We start from the raw sequence: 14,780 nt of genomic DNA, 5'->3' as shown, positions 1-14,780 counted from the left end.
GCGCGTACGCCACCTGTCACGATCGCACACCGCTATGTGTCGTGACCTGCGGAAACGTGCTGAATTCGGAGGGTTCAAATCCCTCTGCGCGCACCGATAGACGCAGGTCAGCGTCACGGAGCATCGGAAGGTAACACTTTCGGGTAACACTCCAGCTAGGCTGACGGTATGCGTCTCCCATCCGGCGTCACCAGATGCGCACCGCGCGTGTGCTGGTGGGCGCCGTGAAGGCGTCGATCCACTCCCGCGACAACACCGACGGCAGTCGTTCCTGGCGCGTTCGCTGGCGGGAGCACGGCAAGCAGAAGACCGCGACGTTCCTGTCGCCGGAGTCGGCCGAGCGGTTCCGTCTGAACATCGAGCGCTACGGCCCGGACCAGGCGAAGCTGATCGAGGGCGTTGGCGTCGCGGGGGAGAAGCAGTACACCCTGCGCAACGCGATCGACGACCACCTCGCGGCGTTGACGGGTATCGAGCGCGGCACGATCGTCACCTACGAGCGGTACCGAGACCGCGACCTCGCCGACATGGGAGCCCTGCCGCTCGAGACTGTCACCGACACAGTCGTCGCCGCGTGGCTCGCGGACCTGGCTGAGGAGTTCTCCGGCAAGACGATCGCCAATAAGCACGGCTTCCTGTCCGCGGTGATGGGGAGGGCGGTACGCGAGGGCAGGATCCCCAGCAATCCGTGCGACCGGACGCGGCTGCCACGCAAAGACTCCGAACGTGAGCCGGTGTTCCTCACCAAGACGCAGTTCGCCACGGTCCTGTCGTCCGTGCCCGACGGGTGGAAGCCGCTGGTGCGCTGGCTCGTCGGGACAGGCATGCGCTTCGGTGAGGCGACCGCGCTGCGAGTGGGCGACGTCGACCCCGACAGCGGGCTCGTCCGAATCAGGCGGGCGTGGAAGTTCACCGGCACCGCGGAGCCGAAGATGTCGTACCCGAAGTCGAAGGCGGGACGCCGCGACATCAACGTCCCGGCGACGCTGATCGCCGAACTGGACCTCGACAGGCCCGCCGACGACCTGCTGTTCGTCGACCCGGACCGCGGCGGCCGCGTCACCTATCCGAAGTTCCGGCACACGGCGTGGAAGAACGCGGTGAAGGCAGCTGGACTACGCGCGACACCGCACGACCTGCGCCACACGTGCGCGAGCTGGATGCTGAAGGCGGGCGTCCCGATCCACGTCGTGCAGGCGCACCTGGGGCACGAGTCCATCACCACGACGATCGGCGTGTACGGCCACGTCGACCGCGCGAGCCACGAGCAGGCGGCGGCCGCGGTCAGCGCGATGCTCGACTAGTCGGTCGCGGGCTCGCCGCGGCTGGGCGGCTGGTAGCGCCGGAGGATGCCGACCACGAGGCTGACTACCGCGAGCACCACGAGGATCGTCACGGGCGTCGCCATGCCGCCGCGCGCGTCGTTGCATCCTTCGACGGCGTCGGTCGAGTCGGTCGCCTGCAGCGAGAAGCTGTCGCCTCGCAACGCGGCGCCCAGCTGGTCCTGCGAGATGCGCAGATCTTGTTGAGCGTCAGCGGACTTCGCCGAGTCATCTTGACTGGCTGCCCACGAGCCGCAGTCCACGCCCTGGTAGGTGACGGGGTAGATCGCGACGATGCCGGCGGCCAGGAGGAAGTCGACCGCGAGGATGAACGCGACCGCGCCCGGTTTGCCGAGCGCCCGGCGCATCGACGCCGTGTTCTCGCGGAAGTTGTCTCCCATTTGGCCCATTAGTGCGCGCCCCTTCGACGTGACTCCCGCTCCGACCGAATGCGGAGCAACCGATTTGTCAGGATCGGGTCGAACTCTACCGCCGCACCTTCGTCCAGCAGCCGGTTCAACCGCTGGTAGTAGCGCACGGGGGAGAGGCCTAGCTCGCGCTGCACCGCGCTCTCAGCGGCGCCGGCGTTGCGCCACCACCGACCCGCGAACTCGAGCAGCTGCTTGTCGTCGTCGGTCATGCCGCCTCGCCTCCCAGCTGTCCGTCGATCCACAGCCGTTCCTCGTCGCTGAGTGACTGCACCAGGGCGACAAGCATCGGCACGTCGACCCACAGCTCGTCGGCGATCTCGTCGGTGTGACGCGTCCACCGCAGCACCTCGACGAGCTTCCCGAGCTCGATCAGCCGCCGCGCCGCGATGCGCTCTACCGTTCGCTCCTCGCGAGCCCGGAGCGATGCGTCGTCCGGGAACACGCGGCGCTCGTCGTGCACGAGCTCGTGGGCGATCGTGCAGCGACGCTCGGCCTGCAGCTGCCGGGAGTCGACGTCAACCGTGTCGCCGATCAGCTGGCCGCGCTCGCAGTCGCCAACCTCGCGGAAGCGGATTGTCAGGTGCTTCCGATCCCTCGCGTCTCGCCACGGGTGGTACATCATGCTGTCGGACGTTAGAGCGGGGGTCCGACAAAAACCGCGCTGACCAGGAATTACACGGATGTGATTGAGGGGCGAACGAGAGCGGCCGACGCCCCGTAGAGGGCGCCGGCCGCTTGTGCAGTGCGAGTGTCAGACAGCTGTCGGGTGCTGATCCGATTGAGTCCGAATCTGCTCTTCCATCTCGTCTAGGCGCTTCGACATCGTCGCGTCCGGCTCCATCGCGCGAAGCCGTGCGATGTAAGCCAGCTGTGCCTGGACCTTTTCTCGTTCCTGTCGCGACTTCTGCCGTCGCCTCTGTGTCGTGGTCATGTCAGTCTGTTTCCTAACCCCCGAAACCCACGTTACCGACGCCCGACCCCCATCGGGTTGTCCCTCAGCGGCCCCTCACAGGTCCGCACGCAACGCCACTGCAGTCGCCTCAGCGATACCCTTCACAGCGTCACCCTTGAGCAACTTCCTACTGTCACCCTCGTACTTGCGGTCGAGCGACAGTACGCCGACTAGTTTGCCGCCAGTGTCCGACATTATCGGGACGGCCAAGACTTCGGCGTATTTGGAGGCGATGCCGACGAACTCGTTGTAGGTGAAGTTGCTTCGATCGTCCGCGCTCAGTGCTTGAAACTGCGCCTCTGACAGAGGACCGTTCTTACACATCTTCGCGATCGGAGCCCAGTGCTTGTGCTCTGTCGTTCGGGTTCGCAGAACCTTCCCAATCACGCCCTTCCCCGCAACCCACGCGACCATCGACGGCTGGGGGACGTCTGTGACACGGAATCGCTCGACTCGTCGCAACTGCTCCTCGTGCACGAAGACCAGCCGACCGGCATGCCTCCAACGCTTCTTGGCCACGAACACGCTGGCCCCGAGCTGAGCGAAAGAGACCCCAGCTACCTCTTCCGAGATCTCCGCTAACGCCGCGACCAGCGACTTCTGGCGCCGCTTCTCTTTCCCGGCTCGCTCCTCCGCTCGGATGCGACGGAAGGCCCCTCGTGCGTTTTGCCAAGCTGCGGAACCGCCGACTACCACGGCTAGCACGACAAGGATCCAGGTGTGCTTCTTGAACGCGTCGACGTCTCGCATGGCCTGAACAACCACAAACGCTGCGCCCGAGATGGCGACGAGGATGCGTGCCGCGATCCCAGCCACCAGCTTCGCTCTCGCGATCACCCTCCCGAAACCCCCGCCAGCAGTGGCCGACCCTCGTCAGCGCGCAGATGTACATGTTTACGGCATTCAGCCTCGAGATCCGCCCGATTTGCACCGTGTTGGAACTTGTTCACTCCGACCCGGGGCCGCCAGGGCTCTCCGCGTCAGCGTCCTGCTGCTCACGTAGCCGTTGTCCACGCGACTTGCCCGCCTGGCGCCGCTGCGCGAGGTCGTAGTCGGACTGCGTGTCGTCGGCGGCGGCCGGCTCGGCGATCCGCGGCGCGATGAACGGGCTCCGCTTGGTCTTCTGGCCTTCGTCCGCCTCGCCCTGTGCTCCCTGCGGCGTGGTCGGATCCACTGCATCTGCTTCTCCTGTTGTGAGTGCTGCGCGCACCACGGAGATCAGAGCCTTCTTCATGGGCTCGTCGAGATCGTCGACGCCGGCAGGTAGTCGAAGCGCGAAGTCTGACCGGCTGGTGACCGGGATTCCCAGACCGCTTGCGTAGGCCAGGACGATGGCGGACTCGGTGGCGTGCAGGGCACGCGCCATCCCGTCGATCGTCTCGAGCTTCTTCGGGAACTGCTTCGGCGCACTGTTCGACAGCTCCTGGAAAGTCTGGAACTTGACCTGGTAGCCGGAGTCGGCCTCCAGGTCTCGAACGGACTTCCCAGCCGCGAGTGCTTCGCGGATGAGGTCTCGGATCGTGGGCACAGGAGAACCCTCGGCGCGATGACCGCTGCGAGCAACCACGCGTCAGTCCTTACCGTCTACCAGCATCACGGGCTGAAACTACCGCTAGTTGGCTACTAGAAAAACCCTGGTCGGGCCGCGAATAGTCAGTGGTCAGCGGAAAAACACGGCTGTTATTTCTTGACAACCGTCTACCAGTAGACCCATGATTGGCCCGTACTGCTTGACACGTAGACGGCTACTAGGGGACAGTGTGAGGACAGCAAGACGGCGATGGCCGAAGGGGACATGGATGCGTTTGCGAAGCCCAGACACGCTGCGGGCGCTGATGGCTCAGTACGACTTTTCGCTCGGGCGGCTCGCGCGATACGCGGACTGCTCGAAAGGCTTCATCTCGCACCTGCTTGCCGGCCGCCGCGCAAGCTGCACGCCGCAGCTGGCCGAGCGCATCGCGGAGGCTCTCCACGTGCCGCTCGAGGTGCTTTTCGAGGTCCGGGTGTCAACCAGTGACATGTCCGACGTCAAGCGTAAGAAGCCAGTAGCTGCATGAAAATGCCGCCTCGGTGCGCGAACACCGGGCGGCCCAGCACCCGAGAGGAAACCTCGAATGCACACCGATACTAACGGGCCAGCCCGGACGGACGTGTCGCCGTTCGACGCCGGTCGCGTTCCGTGCGCTCAGGGCGGCGAAGACCACTGGTCGGCCCGCTGGCTGATGGTGCAGATGGGCTACCCGACTTGGCAGCACTTCGAGCCCGTCGTTGAGCGCGCGAAGGTGGCGGCCCACAACCAGGGCTTCAACGTCCGGACCCTTTTCACGGTCAACCGTGAGAAGTCGGGCGGCCGGCCGCGCACCGACTACCTGCTGACGCGCTTCGCCGCCTACCTCGTGGCGATGAACGGAGACCCGCGCAAGACCGAGGTGGCCGCAGCGCAGTCCTACTTCGCGGTCAAGACCCGTGAAGCGGAGATCGCTCGCCCGGTCGAGATGACCCGCGAGGAGCTGCTCGCACGAGCCGTGCTCGAGGCCGACGTCGCGATCCGCGAACTCAAGCCCAAGGCCGAGCGCTACGACCGGTTCCTGGCCGCCGAGGGCGACTGGTCGGTCAGCGAGACCGCCGGCGTCATCCAGCGGGCGGGCGCAGTTATCGGTGAGCGCCGCCTCTTCGACTACCTCGACGAGAACAAGTGGACGTTCCGCGACGGCAAGAACAAGTGGCGCGCCACCCAATACGCGAAGGAACGCGGGTGGGTGAGTGAGAAGCCGCAGGGCTCGTGGGTGGATCCCGAGACCGGAGCAACGCACCTGCGCACCCCGCAGGTCCGCATCACCGCGAAGGGCGCCGACCGTCTCGTCGGACTGCTGACCGGGAGGACCGCATGAGCACGTTCCAGACCGTCCACGAGCTAGCGGAGGAGTGGGGCGCCGGCTTCACCCCGCGCTACATCCGCTCACAGCTACAGGAGGGTGGCGTCTTCCACGGCTTGGGCCACAAGAAAGGCCAGGAGTGGCGGTTCACCGAGGACGACAAGCGCCGGATGGTGGAGCGGCTGCACGTCCCGGCCCGCGACCTGGATGCTCCTGCGCCGTCGGGCCTCTCGCCCCGTTCGCGCCTGCGCCGCACCGCATGACTCTCCCCGCCGACGCCCGGGGATCGGCGTCGGCGGCTGGAGCGCCCGAGACACGGCATCCCGGGCACGACCCCCGCCCCGTCCCCACGTCGGGGCGGGGGTCATCACCGGACCTCAACCACAACAACACGATTGGACACTGATGGACCTCATCTTGACCGTCTTCGGTCTCATGTTCCTCGCGCTGACCTGGGCGTCGGCGTACATCCCGGGCGGTGAGAAGTGATCGCCGCGAAGTCGTTGGACCGCGTCCTCGAGGGGCTGGTCGCGCAGAAGAAGCTGTGCGGCGGCGAGAAGTGCCGACGTCCGCGCTGCAGAAGATGCGCTGAGGGTCGGGCCTACCGCGCGCGGATGGACGGGGGAGTGGCGTGAGCGCCTCGGCAGCCGACCGTTTGGTCGACGTGTGTGTGGTTGAAGTGTCTGGCCAGCAGGTCGTGCAGTTCGTGCCGTCGCCGCGCGTCGAGTTGTTGTCCGCAGATGTCGCCCGCCGGATCGGTCAGGCGATCATCGACTGCGCCGACCTCGCCGACAGCATGAAACGGGGTGCGGCATGAGGACCGTCGCGAAGGAGTTTGCCCGCCTGCTGGGCGTCATCGCCCTGTCCGTCGTCATCACGTTCGTCGCGATCGTGGTCATCGCGTACCTGGGCGGCCTCCAGGTCATCGCGGAGGTGGCGCGGCGATGAGCGATCCCGTGTTCTCCCTCCCGCGGCCCGAGAACTGGAAGACCCGCGGCGCGTGCGTCGGTCAGTGGCAGGAGTTCGACGCCGAAGAGTCGAAGCGCTCGAAGGACCACCGCACCCAGCTGAGGCTGTGCGCGACCTGTCCCGTGCTGCAGGAGTGCCGGATCGACACGGTGAGGACGCGTCCCAACGGCGGCATCCGAGCTGGTGAAGTGCTCGGCGTCAGGAGCGAACGCAAGTTCCAGCGCATCGCTGAAGCCGCCGGCATCGACTATGTGCCACCGGCCGCCCAGAGCGAACTGCAGCCCTGCGGCACCTACGCCGCCTACCAGCGGCACATGAGGCGCAAGGAGAAGGTCTGCGACGAATGCCGTAGAGCGATGGTGCAGAAGTCGCAATCACGGAGGCGGGCATCGTGATCGATCTCGAGCGAATTGAGTGGCGCCGCGGGGAAGTCCGGCGTCTCACCCGCCACGGCTACTCGGCATCACGGATTGCCGCGGCGATCGGGGTTGCCGAGCGCACGGTGGTTCGCGACCGGGTGGCGATCGGTGTCGCGCAACGCAGACCAGAGCTGATCTCCGAAGCCGTGTGGGAACGAGTCGAGAAGCTTATGGCCGGAGGGTGCTCCTGCGCTGAGGCAGCGCGAACCGTCGGCATCAGCAAGCACGCAGTGGCCCATCGGTTCCCGGACCACAAGTGGACGCGAGCGCAGACCGCCGAGTGGGCCCGGTTCATGCGCGAGGTCAGGAGGGCGTCGTGAGCGAGCTCGATTGGGATCTGGCCGACGAGCTGTACGAGCACCGCGTCGAGGACCGACTACGCGACAAGTGGGGCGGCCCCGACGACGAAGAAGACCGATACGAGCGCGAACTCTGGAGAGACAGATGACACTCACGACCCACCCCGAGCTGATCCAGGGCTCGGACGAATGGCTCGAGCAACGCCTCGGACTGGTCACCGCCAGCGTCGTCGGGCAGCTCATCACCGAGCGTGAACTGACTGCCCGCGAGTACGACTGCCCCGCATGTGGTGCCGCAAGGGGCACGCCTTGCATCAGCAAAGTCAAGGCCGGCAGTGAGCTGAAGACAATGCACGCCGAGCGCGCCGAGTTGGCCCGTGAGACAGCGGCTGTCGTGCTCGAACCGGCCACTGGCGACGTCGCGCAAGGCCTCGCCCTCACCCTCGCCGCCGAGCGAATCTACGGGTTCAGCTACCCGACCCGCATGACCGACGACATGTGGCGCGGCGTCGAAGACGAACCGCGGGCCCGGGACAAGTACGCCGAGCACCACGGGGTCACCGTCGACCAGGTCGGCTTCATGACCGAGGACAAGTGGGGCTTCACGCTCGGCTACTCGCCCGACGGCCTTGTCGGCGACGACGGGCTCATCGAGATCAAGAGCCGCAGACCCAAGAAGCAGCTAGAGACCGTGCTCACGGGTGAGGTGCCGGCCGAGAACTACGCCCAACTTCAGACGGGTCTGCTCGTCTCGGGTCGCGAGTGGATCGACTACGTGTCCTACGCCGGCGGCACCCACATGTTGACCACCCGCGTGTACCCCGATCGCGTCTGGCAGAGGGTCATCGTCGAAGCGATCCGGCTCGCCGAGAACCGCATTCGAGACATCGTCTCGCGCTACACGGACGTCGTCGACGCCATGGGCTACCCGCTCACCGAGCGCATCCTCGAGCAGGAGATCCAGTTCTCATGAACATCACCGAAGACGACCTCACCCGGGCCGCCGCACCCCGCAGCGACCAGCTCAACGCCGACGACCTCATGTCCGGCCCGCGCACCGTCACCATCACCGATGTCCGCCGCGGCAACAGTGAGCAGCCCGTTGAGCTCGTCACCGCCGAGTTCGGAGACGGCCGCCCATACCGCCCCGGCAAGAGCATGATCCGCGTCCTCATCAGTGCGTGGGGAACCAAGGCCGAGGACTACAAGGGCCGCCGCCTCATGATCTACCGCGACCCCGAGATCACCTTCGGCCGCGAGAAGGTCGGCGGGATCCGCATCTCGGCGATGTCGCACATCGACAAGCGGCTGGTCATCCCGCTCACTGTGACGCGCGGCAAGCGTTCGCCGTTCGTCGTCGAGCCCCTCGCCAACCCCGAGCCCGACTACGACGCCGTTGAGCAGTGGGCGGCCAAGCACGAGAAGGTCGACGCGCTCCAGGGCGCACTGACCCGGATGCAGGCCGTCGACACTGACCGCGCGAGAGCGGCGTGCGCTGTCATCCAGGCGCGCATCGATGAGCTGACGCCGCCGCAGGACGCGGCATGACGGCCCGCATCGTCAGGGTGCGCGGCACCGGTGAGGACCGGGCCGCGAACATGCTCTCGCTCATCCGCGGCGTCGAGCTCGAGTACCTCGCCGAGATCCGCCCGATAGGAGTCCGGACGTTCCGGCAGTCCGTCGACGCCGGCGTCGCCGAGGCGGTCCGACTGGACGCACTCGGCCCGTGGGTCGGCGTTGGCTACTCCCTCGGCTGCTGCGTGCTCGCCGAGGCCGCGCGCTACCGGTGGCTGCCGAACCTGCGCGGGCTCGTGCTCGTCGCCAGCCCGTACGCCTGGGGCACGTCGATGCGCCACGGCATCGCGGGGCGGATCGGCCTGGGCGACCTCGACATCCCTGTCCGCGAGATCAGCATCGACGACGACCCGATCCCGAACTGCGACGTCCGCAACGGCGGCCGACAGATCGCGGTCACGGTCACCGGCCGCGCCCAGGTGCCGCGGCCCGAGTGGCTCGACGCAGGCGCTGTGCTGCAGGCGATGTGGGCCTACGGGCCGGGCGGCAGGCACACCGCGTACGGCGTCGAGCGACCCGCCGGCGACACCCGCACCTACGTCGAGATCGCGCGCGACGAGGCGTACCGAATGGCAGGAGTCAACCGATGACCGACGCAGCACAGATCATCGCGGCGCACCAGTGGCACTCAAAGCTGTGGTTCTGCACCTGTGGGTGGGGCGTCCGCTACGACGATGTGAAGGCATCCGTGCTGGAGGCCCACGCCGCTCACGTCCTCGCTGTCCTGTCGGAGACACACGCAGTGTTGGAACTGCCGGAGCCGAACGGCGAGAGTTACAGCTGGGATGGCGAGCGGCACAACGTCGACGTCCTCGAAGGTGGGCTGGTCGAAGTCGATGTGTCCGTCGTTGACCCCGTTGAGGCCAGAGAGCTTGCAGCACATCTCTTCGCTGCTGCCCGTGTCGCTGAGGCCACCCAATGACCGCCCCTGAGGTGTTCCAGGTCCGTGACGGTGACGGCTGGGAGGTGTACGTCACCAACCCGGCCGGCGGATGGTGGCTGCTCGGGAGCGTGGGCGGGTCTGCGGTCGACGACACCCTGCCCGACGGGGCCGTGCGGATGGTGTCGTCGTGGTGGCTCGCCGCTGTCGCTGAGGGTGGTGATCGTCGTGGGTGACACACGGTGCAAGCACTGCGGAGAACCGATCGAGCCGATCAAGGTGCCTTGGGGCGTCGACTGGTGCCACATCAAGACCAAGGACCCGCGTTGCCGATGCAACGCCACTCCCGAGGAGGCTCGTCGTGGGTGACATCGACAAGGACGCGATCCGCGCACGAGCAGAAGAGGTAGAGCCGAAGGCGGGCCTTGTCGACGAGGACTTCTACCGGTGGGCTACGCAAGCCGCTGACGACCGCGATGCCCTGCTGGACCGCCTCGCCGTTGCCGAGGAGCGGGCACGGGAACTGGAAGCGACAGTGCAGCGGGTGGGCGCAGAGCGGGACGAGGCGCGATCGCTGATCGGCGACCTCTACGACGAGTCCGAGTGCTGGTACGACCACCACGGCTACTGCCAAGCGCACGGGTGGACCGACACATCGCTGTGCCCGCACCGCCGCGCCGCGATCGTCCTGGGGCTGCGGGGTTCCGATGTCTGAGCCGACGCGGGGACAGCTCAACGACCTGGTCGCCTACTACGGTGCCGGAGCCTTCTGGGGCTGGGCGACCGCCGGGGTACTCGCCGGCATCCTCGCGTGGAGGTGGGCACGTGGGTGAGGTCAACGAGTACTACCTGATGATGAACGGTTGCGCACCAGACGGCTGCACGTGCGTCCTCCTGCGCGAGCCGACCTACGACTGGGGTGGTGGACCTTCTCCTGCCGAGTGGGACCAGGACCCTCTGTGCTGGGTGCATCCTGCGGAACCCGGTACGTGGTGGGACCCGATCCAGTCGGCAACACCGGAGTGGCGCGCTTTCGTGGAGCGGACTCGTCGTGGCTGAGGGCATCAGAACGTGGTCTGACGGCGACGGGGAATGGGCTGCCTGCCCGTACGGAGATGAAGAGATCGCCACCGGCAGTCGCGCTGTGTCGCTGCGGATCATGTACGGCCACATCGAGAGAACACACCCAGGAGTCGAAGCGTGACCCTCACCCTCACTGACCTGTTCTGCGGCGCTGGCGGATCCAGCACCGGCGCGATTCAACGCCCCGGCATCGAGGTCCGCGTGGCGTCGAACCACTGGCAGCTCGCCGTCGACACCCACAACGCCAACCACGCCGACGCCGACCACATCTGCGCCGACCTGTCGCAGATCCACCCCCGGTACTTCCCGCGCACCGACATCGCGTGGATGTCGCCGGAGTGCACCAACCACTCAGTCGCGCGCGGCCGGAAGCGCGACGACACTCAGGCCGACCTGTTCGACGAGCGGCTGCCCGACGAGGCCGCCGAGCGCTCGCGGGCCACCATGTGGGACGTCGTGCGGTTCACCGAGCACCACGGCTACCGAGCGGTCGTCGTCGAGAACGTCGTCGATGCCTGGAACTGGATCCCGTTCCGCGCCTGGCTGATGGCCATGGACAGTCTCGGCTACGAGCACCACATCGTCATGCTCAACTCGATGCACGCCCAGGTGTTCGGGCCGGGGGCGCCGCAGTCCCGTGACCGCATGTACGTGGTGTTCTGGCGCAAGGGCGACCGCCGCCCGGACCTCGGCCGCATCACACGCCCGAACGCGATGTGCCCGACGTGCGGTCCGGTGCGGGCGATGCAGTCGTTCAAGAAGCACGACGGCACCTGGGGCCGCTACCGCGCCCAGTACGTCTATCGCTGCCCGAACGTCGCGTGCCGCAACGCCGTCGTCGAGCCCGCGTTCCGGCCGGCCGCCGACATCATCGACTGGACCCTCCTCGGCCAGCGGATCGGTGACCGCACGAAGCCACTCGCGCCGAAGACCATGGCGCGCATCCAGGCCGGGATCGACCGGTACTGGGGCGGACCGTTCGTCACCGAGCACCGCCACGAGTACCGCGTCCGCGACGTCGAGAAGCCGATGCAGACGATCGCGGCGTCGGGCAACCACTTCGGGCTCGCGGTCCCGGTCGAGGGCCGCGATGGGAAGTCTGCGCAACCGGTGACCGCGCCGGCCCGGACCATGACGACCCGCAACGAGACCGGCCTTGCGTTCGTCGCCGAGCTCCGCGGCGGCGGGTCGAAGCACCGACCCGTCACTGATCCGCTGTGCACCGTCACCGCCTCCGGGAACCACCACGGACTCGTCACGACGTACTACGGCAACGGCGGCACCCAGCCCACCGACACCGCCCTGCCCACCGTGACCACAGTCGAACGTCACGCGCTGCTCATGCGGAACAACACCGCCCGCGGGGACCAGGGCCAGATGTCCACTCCCGTCAGCGAGCCCGCGCGGACCATCACGACCGCCGGCCACCAGTCGCTGCTCGACTCACCGCGGCCGACCGTCGACATCGACGACGTCCGGTTTCGGATGCTCGAGCCCCGGGAGATCGTCGCCGCGATGGACTTCCCCGACGGCTACGTCGTGCTCGGCAACCGCCGCGAGCAAGTCCGCATGGCGGGCAATGCAGTCACCCCGCCGGCCGCGCGGGACCTAATCGGGGTGGTCGCAGAAGCCCTCGGAGTCGCCTCATGAGAATCAGATCGACCAAGCCCGAGTTCTGGCGCAGCAAGCGGATCTCGGCCGTCTCCTGGGACGCACGACTCGTCCTGAAGGGCCTCGAAAGCTACGTCGACGACAACGGCGTCGGCAAAGACGACCTCGAGCTGATCGTTGGTGACATCTTCTCCCGCGACGTCATTCGCGAGGCCTCGCGAACCCTCGCGAGGGTGTCCGAAGCCATTTCCGAGCTCCACCAGGCCGGTTTGGTGTGGAGATACGAGGCCGATGGCAACGAATTGCTCTACATCTCGTTCTGGGAGACCGCCCAACGAGTCGACAAGCCCCAAGCGGGACGTTTTCCCAGGCCAGACGGCACATTGAACTACCGCGACTCGCAGATTCGCGAGCCAGGCGAGAACCCTCGCGAGGCCTCGCGAACCTTCGCGCCTGGAACAGGGGAACAGGGGAACAGGGGAACAGGAAAAGAGAGAGCTGCGCGCGAGCAGCTGCGACCCATCCCCGACGACTGGCAGCCCAACCTGACGCACCGCGCGAAGCTCACCAACCTCGTCCCCGGAATCGACCTCGACCACGAAGCCGAACAGTTCCGGCAGCACGCCCTTTCGACCGGACGCGAATGCGCCTCGTGGGACGCCGCGTTCCACACCTGGCTCGGCAGAGCGAGACCCAAGGCGAGACCCGGCGTCGGGGCAGCCACCACCAAGGCCGAGGGATGGGTCGCCATCGCCAACGCCGCATCAGACCTCACCGACGACGGACACGAGCAGCGGAGGGCACTCGGATGACCACACCCACCAGAGCCGAGATCGAGACCGCTTCCCTCGTCCTCGCGAAGATCGCGACCGCCGACCAGTGGGCCGCGAAGCCTGACGCCGCCATGGCGATCACGTGGGCCGAATGCTTCGCCGTCCACGGCCTGCAACGCGACGACCTCCTCGCTGGCGTCGTGCGGCTCTACGCAGACGACAAGCGCGACCGGTCAGGACGCACGCTTCCCGCCGATGTCATCGCTCAGGCCCGGAAGTTGCGGCAGGACCGCCAGGAGCGCGAGAAGGCGCGTCTCGAGGGGCTGCCGAGCGTCCGGGAGCTGTCGCCTGAGCGCCGCGCGATCCTCGCCTGCGATCGCTGCGACCCCAACGGCTGGCTCGACATCGCCGAGACCGCGGTCAAGTGCACGCACGGACGGGAGCTCGAATGACCCGCAACCGTGCATCGGCGCGCAAAGCCGGCACCGCATTCGAGACGCAGATCGCGACCACCCTCGCCACCCACCTCGACGACGACCGCATCGAACGCCGAGCCAAGACCGGCGCCAAGGACCGCGGCGACATCGGGGGAGTGCGCGTCCACGGCCAGCGAGTCGTCCTCGAATGCAAGAACACCGCCCGCACCGACCTCGCGCGCTGGGCCCGAGAAGCCCACGACGAAGCAGGCAACGACGACGCGCTCGTCGGGCTCGTCGTGCACAAGCGCCACGGCAACGCCCAGGGACTCGACCAGTGGGTCACCTGCACCGTCGCCGACCTCATCGCACTACTGACCGGCCGCCGCCCCGAGGAGGACCAGTGAGCGAGAACTACTTCCTGCAGGAAGACGAGATCGCCGAGCTCACCGACAAGCTCAACATCCTCGCCACCGACAGCCTCGTCGGCGAGATGTACGCGGCCATGGGCGTCATGGCGCGTACCACCAACAACCTCGCCGCAGTCACCGTCGCGCCCAGGTCGAAGCCGCCGTACCCGATCGGCATCCCCGTCCTGCTCGACGAACTGCGCAACGAACTCACCACCACCATCCGGATCCTCGAGGAGGAACGCGGCCACCACTACGCCGGCCCGTGCGAACTCGAATCGATGGCAGCCTGGCTTGAGACCAAGTGCCGAGACATCGCACTCGTCAAGGCGGCACAGGAGATCCACCACAACCTGACCCGCTACATCAAGCGCGCCCTCGACAGCGTCAACCGAGACACCACCATGCAGGTCACCCAGTCCATGCTCGACGACCCCACCGTCGTGTGGCGCTGGTACACGGCAGGGGAGTTGGGCAAGCTCGCCCGACGCTTCGACCCCACCCTCACCAAGCGCAGAGTCGAGACCCTCGCAGCCAGACACGGACTCACCGGATACCGACACCCCGACAGCCGCATCGTCAGCTACCGCCTCGACCACGTACTGCGCGCACACCGCAAAGCTCCGCAGCGACAAGCCGCCCGAGAGAACGCTTGACAGATCTGCGCATTTAGGTGCGACCACCGTGCTACGCTTCGCTCATCGACAGCCCGTCCCTGAACCAGGGGCGGGCTGTTCGCATTCTTCACCGCAGCCCGTGAACGC

Annotated in this window: 26 protein-coding genes; 21 read left to right on the top strand and 5 right to left on the bottom strand. The window is 67.1% G+C overall.

The features are described from left to right. The first annotated feature begins 194 nt into the window (after positions 1 to 194). Positions 195 to 1,304 (top strand): tyrosine-type recombinase/integrase, encoded by a 1,110-nt coding sequence (locus LX12_RS19500; RefSeq protein WP_253656256.1) that lies wholly within the window; start codon positions 195 to 197, stop codon positions 1,302 to 1,304. Here LX12_RS19500 and LX12_RS19495 read toward each other — a convergent pair. From LX12_RS19495 to LX12_RS19475, 5 genes are all read right to left on the bottom strand, one after another. Continuing rightward, entirely contained in the window at positions 1,301 to 1,723 is a 423-nt protein-coding gene (locus LX12_RS19495) for a hypothetical protein (RefSeq protein WP_253656255.1), read from the bottom strand. The two genes, LX12_RS19500 and LX12_RS19495, sit on opposite strands and share 4 nt — an antisense overlap. A gap of 8 nt (positions 1,724 to 1,731) precedes the next feature. Beyond that, the gene (locus tag LX12_RS19490; protein ID WP_253656254.1) at positions 1,732 to 1,962 is read right to left on the bottom strand and encodes a DUF3263 domain-containing protein; all 231 of its coding nucleotides are present in this window, start codon (positions 1,960 to 1,962) and stop codon (positions 1,732 to 1,734) included. Then, positions 1,959 to 2,375, bottom strand: a complete 417-nt coding sequence (locus LX12_RS19485; protein ID WP_253656253.1) for a hypothetical protein — start codon at positions 2,373 to 2,375, stop codon at positions 1,959 to 1,961. Before LX12_RS19485 ends, LX12_RS19490 begins: the two co-directional genes overlap by 4 nt. Before the next feature lie 384 nt (positions 2,376 to 2,759). Continuing rightward, positions 2,760 to 3,542 (bottom strand): hypothetical protein, encoded by a 783-nt coding sequence (locus tag LX12_RS19480; protein WP_253656252.1) that lies wholly within the window; start codon positions 3,540 to 3,542, stop codon positions 2,760 to 2,762. A gap of 109 nt (positions 3,543 to 3,651) precedes the next feature. Continuing rightward, on the bottom strand, positions 3,652 to 4,233 hold the full coding sequence (locus LX12_RS19475; RefSeq protein WP_253656251.1) for a hypothetical protein: 582 nt from the start codon (positions 4,231 to 4,233) through the stop codon (positions 3,652 to 3,654). A gap of 271 nt (positions 4,234 to 4,504) precedes the next feature. Here LX12_RS19475 and LX12_RS19470 point away from each other — a divergent pair, with 271 nt between their 5' ends. The 20 genes from LX12_RS19470 (at position 4,505) to LX12_RS19390 (ending at position 14,672) form a co-directional block, all read left to right on the top strand. After that, positions 4,505 to 4,762 carry a helix-turn-helix transcriptional regulator gene (locus LX12_RS19470; protein ID WP_253656250.1) on the top strand — a complete coding sequence of 86 codons (258 nt, stop codon included), beginning with the start codon at positions 4,505 to 4,507 and terminating at the stop codon, positions 4,760 to 4,762. A 174-nt stretch (positions 4,763 to 4,936) separates the two neighbouring features. After that, the gene (locus LX12_RS19465; RefSeq protein ID WP_253656249.1) at positions 4,937 to 5,596 is read left to right on the top strand and encodes a phage antirepressor KilAC domain-containing protein; all 660 of its coding nucleotides are present in this window, start codon (positions 4,937 to 4,939) and stop codon (positions 5,594 to 5,596) included. After that, on the top strand, positions 5,593 to 5,844 hold the full coding sequence (locus tag LX12_RS19460; protein ID WP_253656248.1) for a hypothetical protein: 252 nt from the start codon (positions 5,593 to 5,595) through the stop codon (positions 5,842 to 5,844). The genes LX12_RS19465 and LX12_RS19460 overlap by 4 nt, the downstream gene beginning before the upstream one ends. A gap of 368 nt (positions 5,845 to 6,212) precedes the next feature. After that, a complete protein-coding gene (locus LX12_RS19455; RefSeq protein ID WP_253656247.1) occupies positions 6,213 to 6,398 on the top strand; it encodes a hypothetical protein in 186 nt (61 codons plus the stop codon). Then, complete coding sequence (locus LX12_RS22075; RefSeq protein ID WP_301284824.1) at positions 6,395 to 6,529, top strand: hypothetical protein; 135 nt, start codon at positions 6,395 to 6,397, stop codon at positions 6,527 to 6,529. The genes LX12_RS19455 and LX12_RS22075 overlap by 4 nt, the downstream gene beginning before the upstream one ends. Continuing rightward, positions 6,526 to 6,945, top strand: a complete 420-nt coding sequence (locus LX12_RS19450) for a WhiB family transcriptional regulator (RefSeq protein WP_253656246.1) — start codon at positions 6,526 to 6,528, stop codon at positions 6,943 to 6,945. Before LX12_RS22075 ends, LX12_RS19450 begins: the two co-directional genes overlap by 4 nt. After that, positions 6,942 to 7,289 (top strand): hypothetical protein, encoded by a 348-nt coding sequence (locus LX12_RS19445; protein ID WP_253656245.1) that lies wholly within the window; start codon positions 6,942 to 6,944, stop codon positions 7,287 to 7,289. The genes LX12_RS19450 and LX12_RS19445 overlap by 4 nt, the downstream gene beginning before the upstream one ends. Beyond that, positions 7,286 to 7,417: a hypothetical protein gene (locus tag LX12_RS22070; protein WP_301284823.1), complete on the top strand. Its 132-nt coding sequence runs from the start codon at positions 7,286 to 7,288 to the stop codon at positions 7,415 to 7,417. The genes LX12_RS19445 and LX12_RS22070 overlap by 4 nt, the downstream gene beginning before the upstream one ends. Continuing rightward, the gene (locus LX12_RS19440; protein ID WP_253656244.1) at positions 7,414 to 8,241 is read left to right on the top strand and encodes a lambda exonuclease family protein; all 828 of its coding nucleotides are present in this window, start codon (positions 7,414 to 7,416) and stop codon (positions 8,239 to 8,241) included. The genes LX12_RS22070 and LX12_RS19440 overlap by 4 nt, the downstream gene beginning before the upstream one ends. Then, the gene (locus LX12_RS19435; protein WP_253656243.1) at positions 8,238 to 8,816 is read left to right on the top strand and encodes a hypothetical protein; all 579 of its coding nucleotides are present in this window, start codon (positions 8,238 to 8,240) and stop codon (positions 8,814 to 8,816) included. The genes LX12_RS19440 and LX12_RS19435 overlap by 4 nt, the downstream gene beginning before the upstream one ends. Beyond that, positions 8,813 to 9,433, top strand: coding sequence for a hypothetical protein (locus tag LX12_RS19430; RefSeq protein WP_253656242.1), 621 nt, complete (start codon positions 8,813 to 8,815; stop codon positions 9,431 to 9,433). Before LX12_RS19435 ends, LX12_RS19430 begins: the two co-directional genes overlap by 4 nt. Next, on the top strand, positions 9,430 to 9,765 hold the full coding sequence (locus LX12_RS19425; protein ID WP_253656241.1) for a hypothetical protein: 336 nt from the start codon (positions 9,430 to 9,432) through the stop codon (positions 9,763 to 9,765). Before LX12_RS19430 ends, LX12_RS19425 begins: the two co-directional genes overlap by 4 nt. Next, positions 9,762 to 9,959: a hypothetical protein gene (locus LX12_RS19420; RefSeq protein WP_253656240.1), complete on the top strand. Its 198-nt coding sequence runs from the start codon at positions 9,762 to 9,764 to the stop codon at positions 9,957 to 9,959. Before LX12_RS19425 ends, LX12_RS19420 begins: the two co-directional genes overlap by 4 nt. A gap of 125 nt (positions 9,960 to 10,084) precedes the next feature. Beyond that, positions 10,085 to 10,438: a hypothetical protein gene (locus LX12_RS19415; RefSeq protein ID WP_253656239.1), complete on the top strand. Its 354-nt coding sequence runs from the start codon at positions 10,085 to 10,087 to the stop codon at positions 10,436 to 10,438. Beyond that, complete coding sequence (locus tag LX12_RS22065; RefSeq protein WP_301284822.1) at positions 10,431 to 10,556, top strand: hypothetical protein; 126 nt, start codon at positions 10,431 to 10,433, stop codon at positions 10,554 to 10,556. The genes LX12_RS19415 and LX12_RS22065 overlap by 8 nt, the downstream gene beginning before the upstream one ends. A gap of 367 nt (positions 10,557 to 10,923) precedes the next feature. Continuing rightward, positions 10,924 to 12,456: a DNA cytosine methyltransferase gene (locus LX12_RS19410; RefSeq protein WP_253656238.1), complete on the top strand. Its 1,533-nt coding sequence runs from the start codon at positions 10,924 to 10,926 to the stop codon at positions 12,454 to 12,456. Beyond that, complete coding sequence (locus LX12_RS19405) at positions 12,453 to 13,229, top strand: hypothetical protein (RefSeq protein WP_253656237.1); 777 nt, start codon at positions 12,453 to 12,455, stop codon at positions 13,227 to 13,229. The genes LX12_RS19410 and LX12_RS19405 overlap by 4 nt, the downstream gene beginning before the upstream one ends. After that, positions 13,226 to 13,642, top strand: coding sequence for a hypothetical protein (locus tag LX12_RS19400; protein ID WP_253656236.1), 417 nt, complete (start codon positions 13,226 to 13,228; stop codon positions 13,640 to 13,642). Before LX12_RS19405 ends, LX12_RS19400 begins: the two co-directional genes overlap by 4 nt. Next, the gene (locus tag LX12_RS19395; RefSeq protein ID WP_253656235.1) at positions 13,639 to 14,013 is read left to right on the top strand and encodes a hypothetical protein; all 375 of its coding nucleotides are present in this window, start codon (positions 13,639 to 13,641) and stop codon (positions 14,011 to 14,013) included. The genes LX12_RS19400 and LX12_RS19395 overlap by 4 nt, the downstream gene beginning before the upstream one ends. Further along, positions 14,010 to 14,672, top strand: a complete 663-nt coding sequence (locus LX12_RS19390; protein ID WP_253656234.1) for a hypothetical protein — start codon at positions 14,010 to 14,012, stop codon at positions 14,670 to 14,672. Before LX12_RS19395 ends, LX12_RS19390 begins: the two co-directional genes overlap by 4 nt. Positions 14,673 to 14,780: the final 108 nt, after the last annotated feature.

Source organism: Williamsia serinedens (genome assembly GCF_024171725.1).
In the GTDB taxonomy this organism is placed as follows: domain Bacteria; phylum Actinomycetota; class Actinomycetes; order Mycobacteriales; family Mycobacteriaceae; genus Williamsia_A; species Williamsia_A serinedens.
This window is presented reverse-complemented; position numbering and strand designations above follow the sequence as displayed.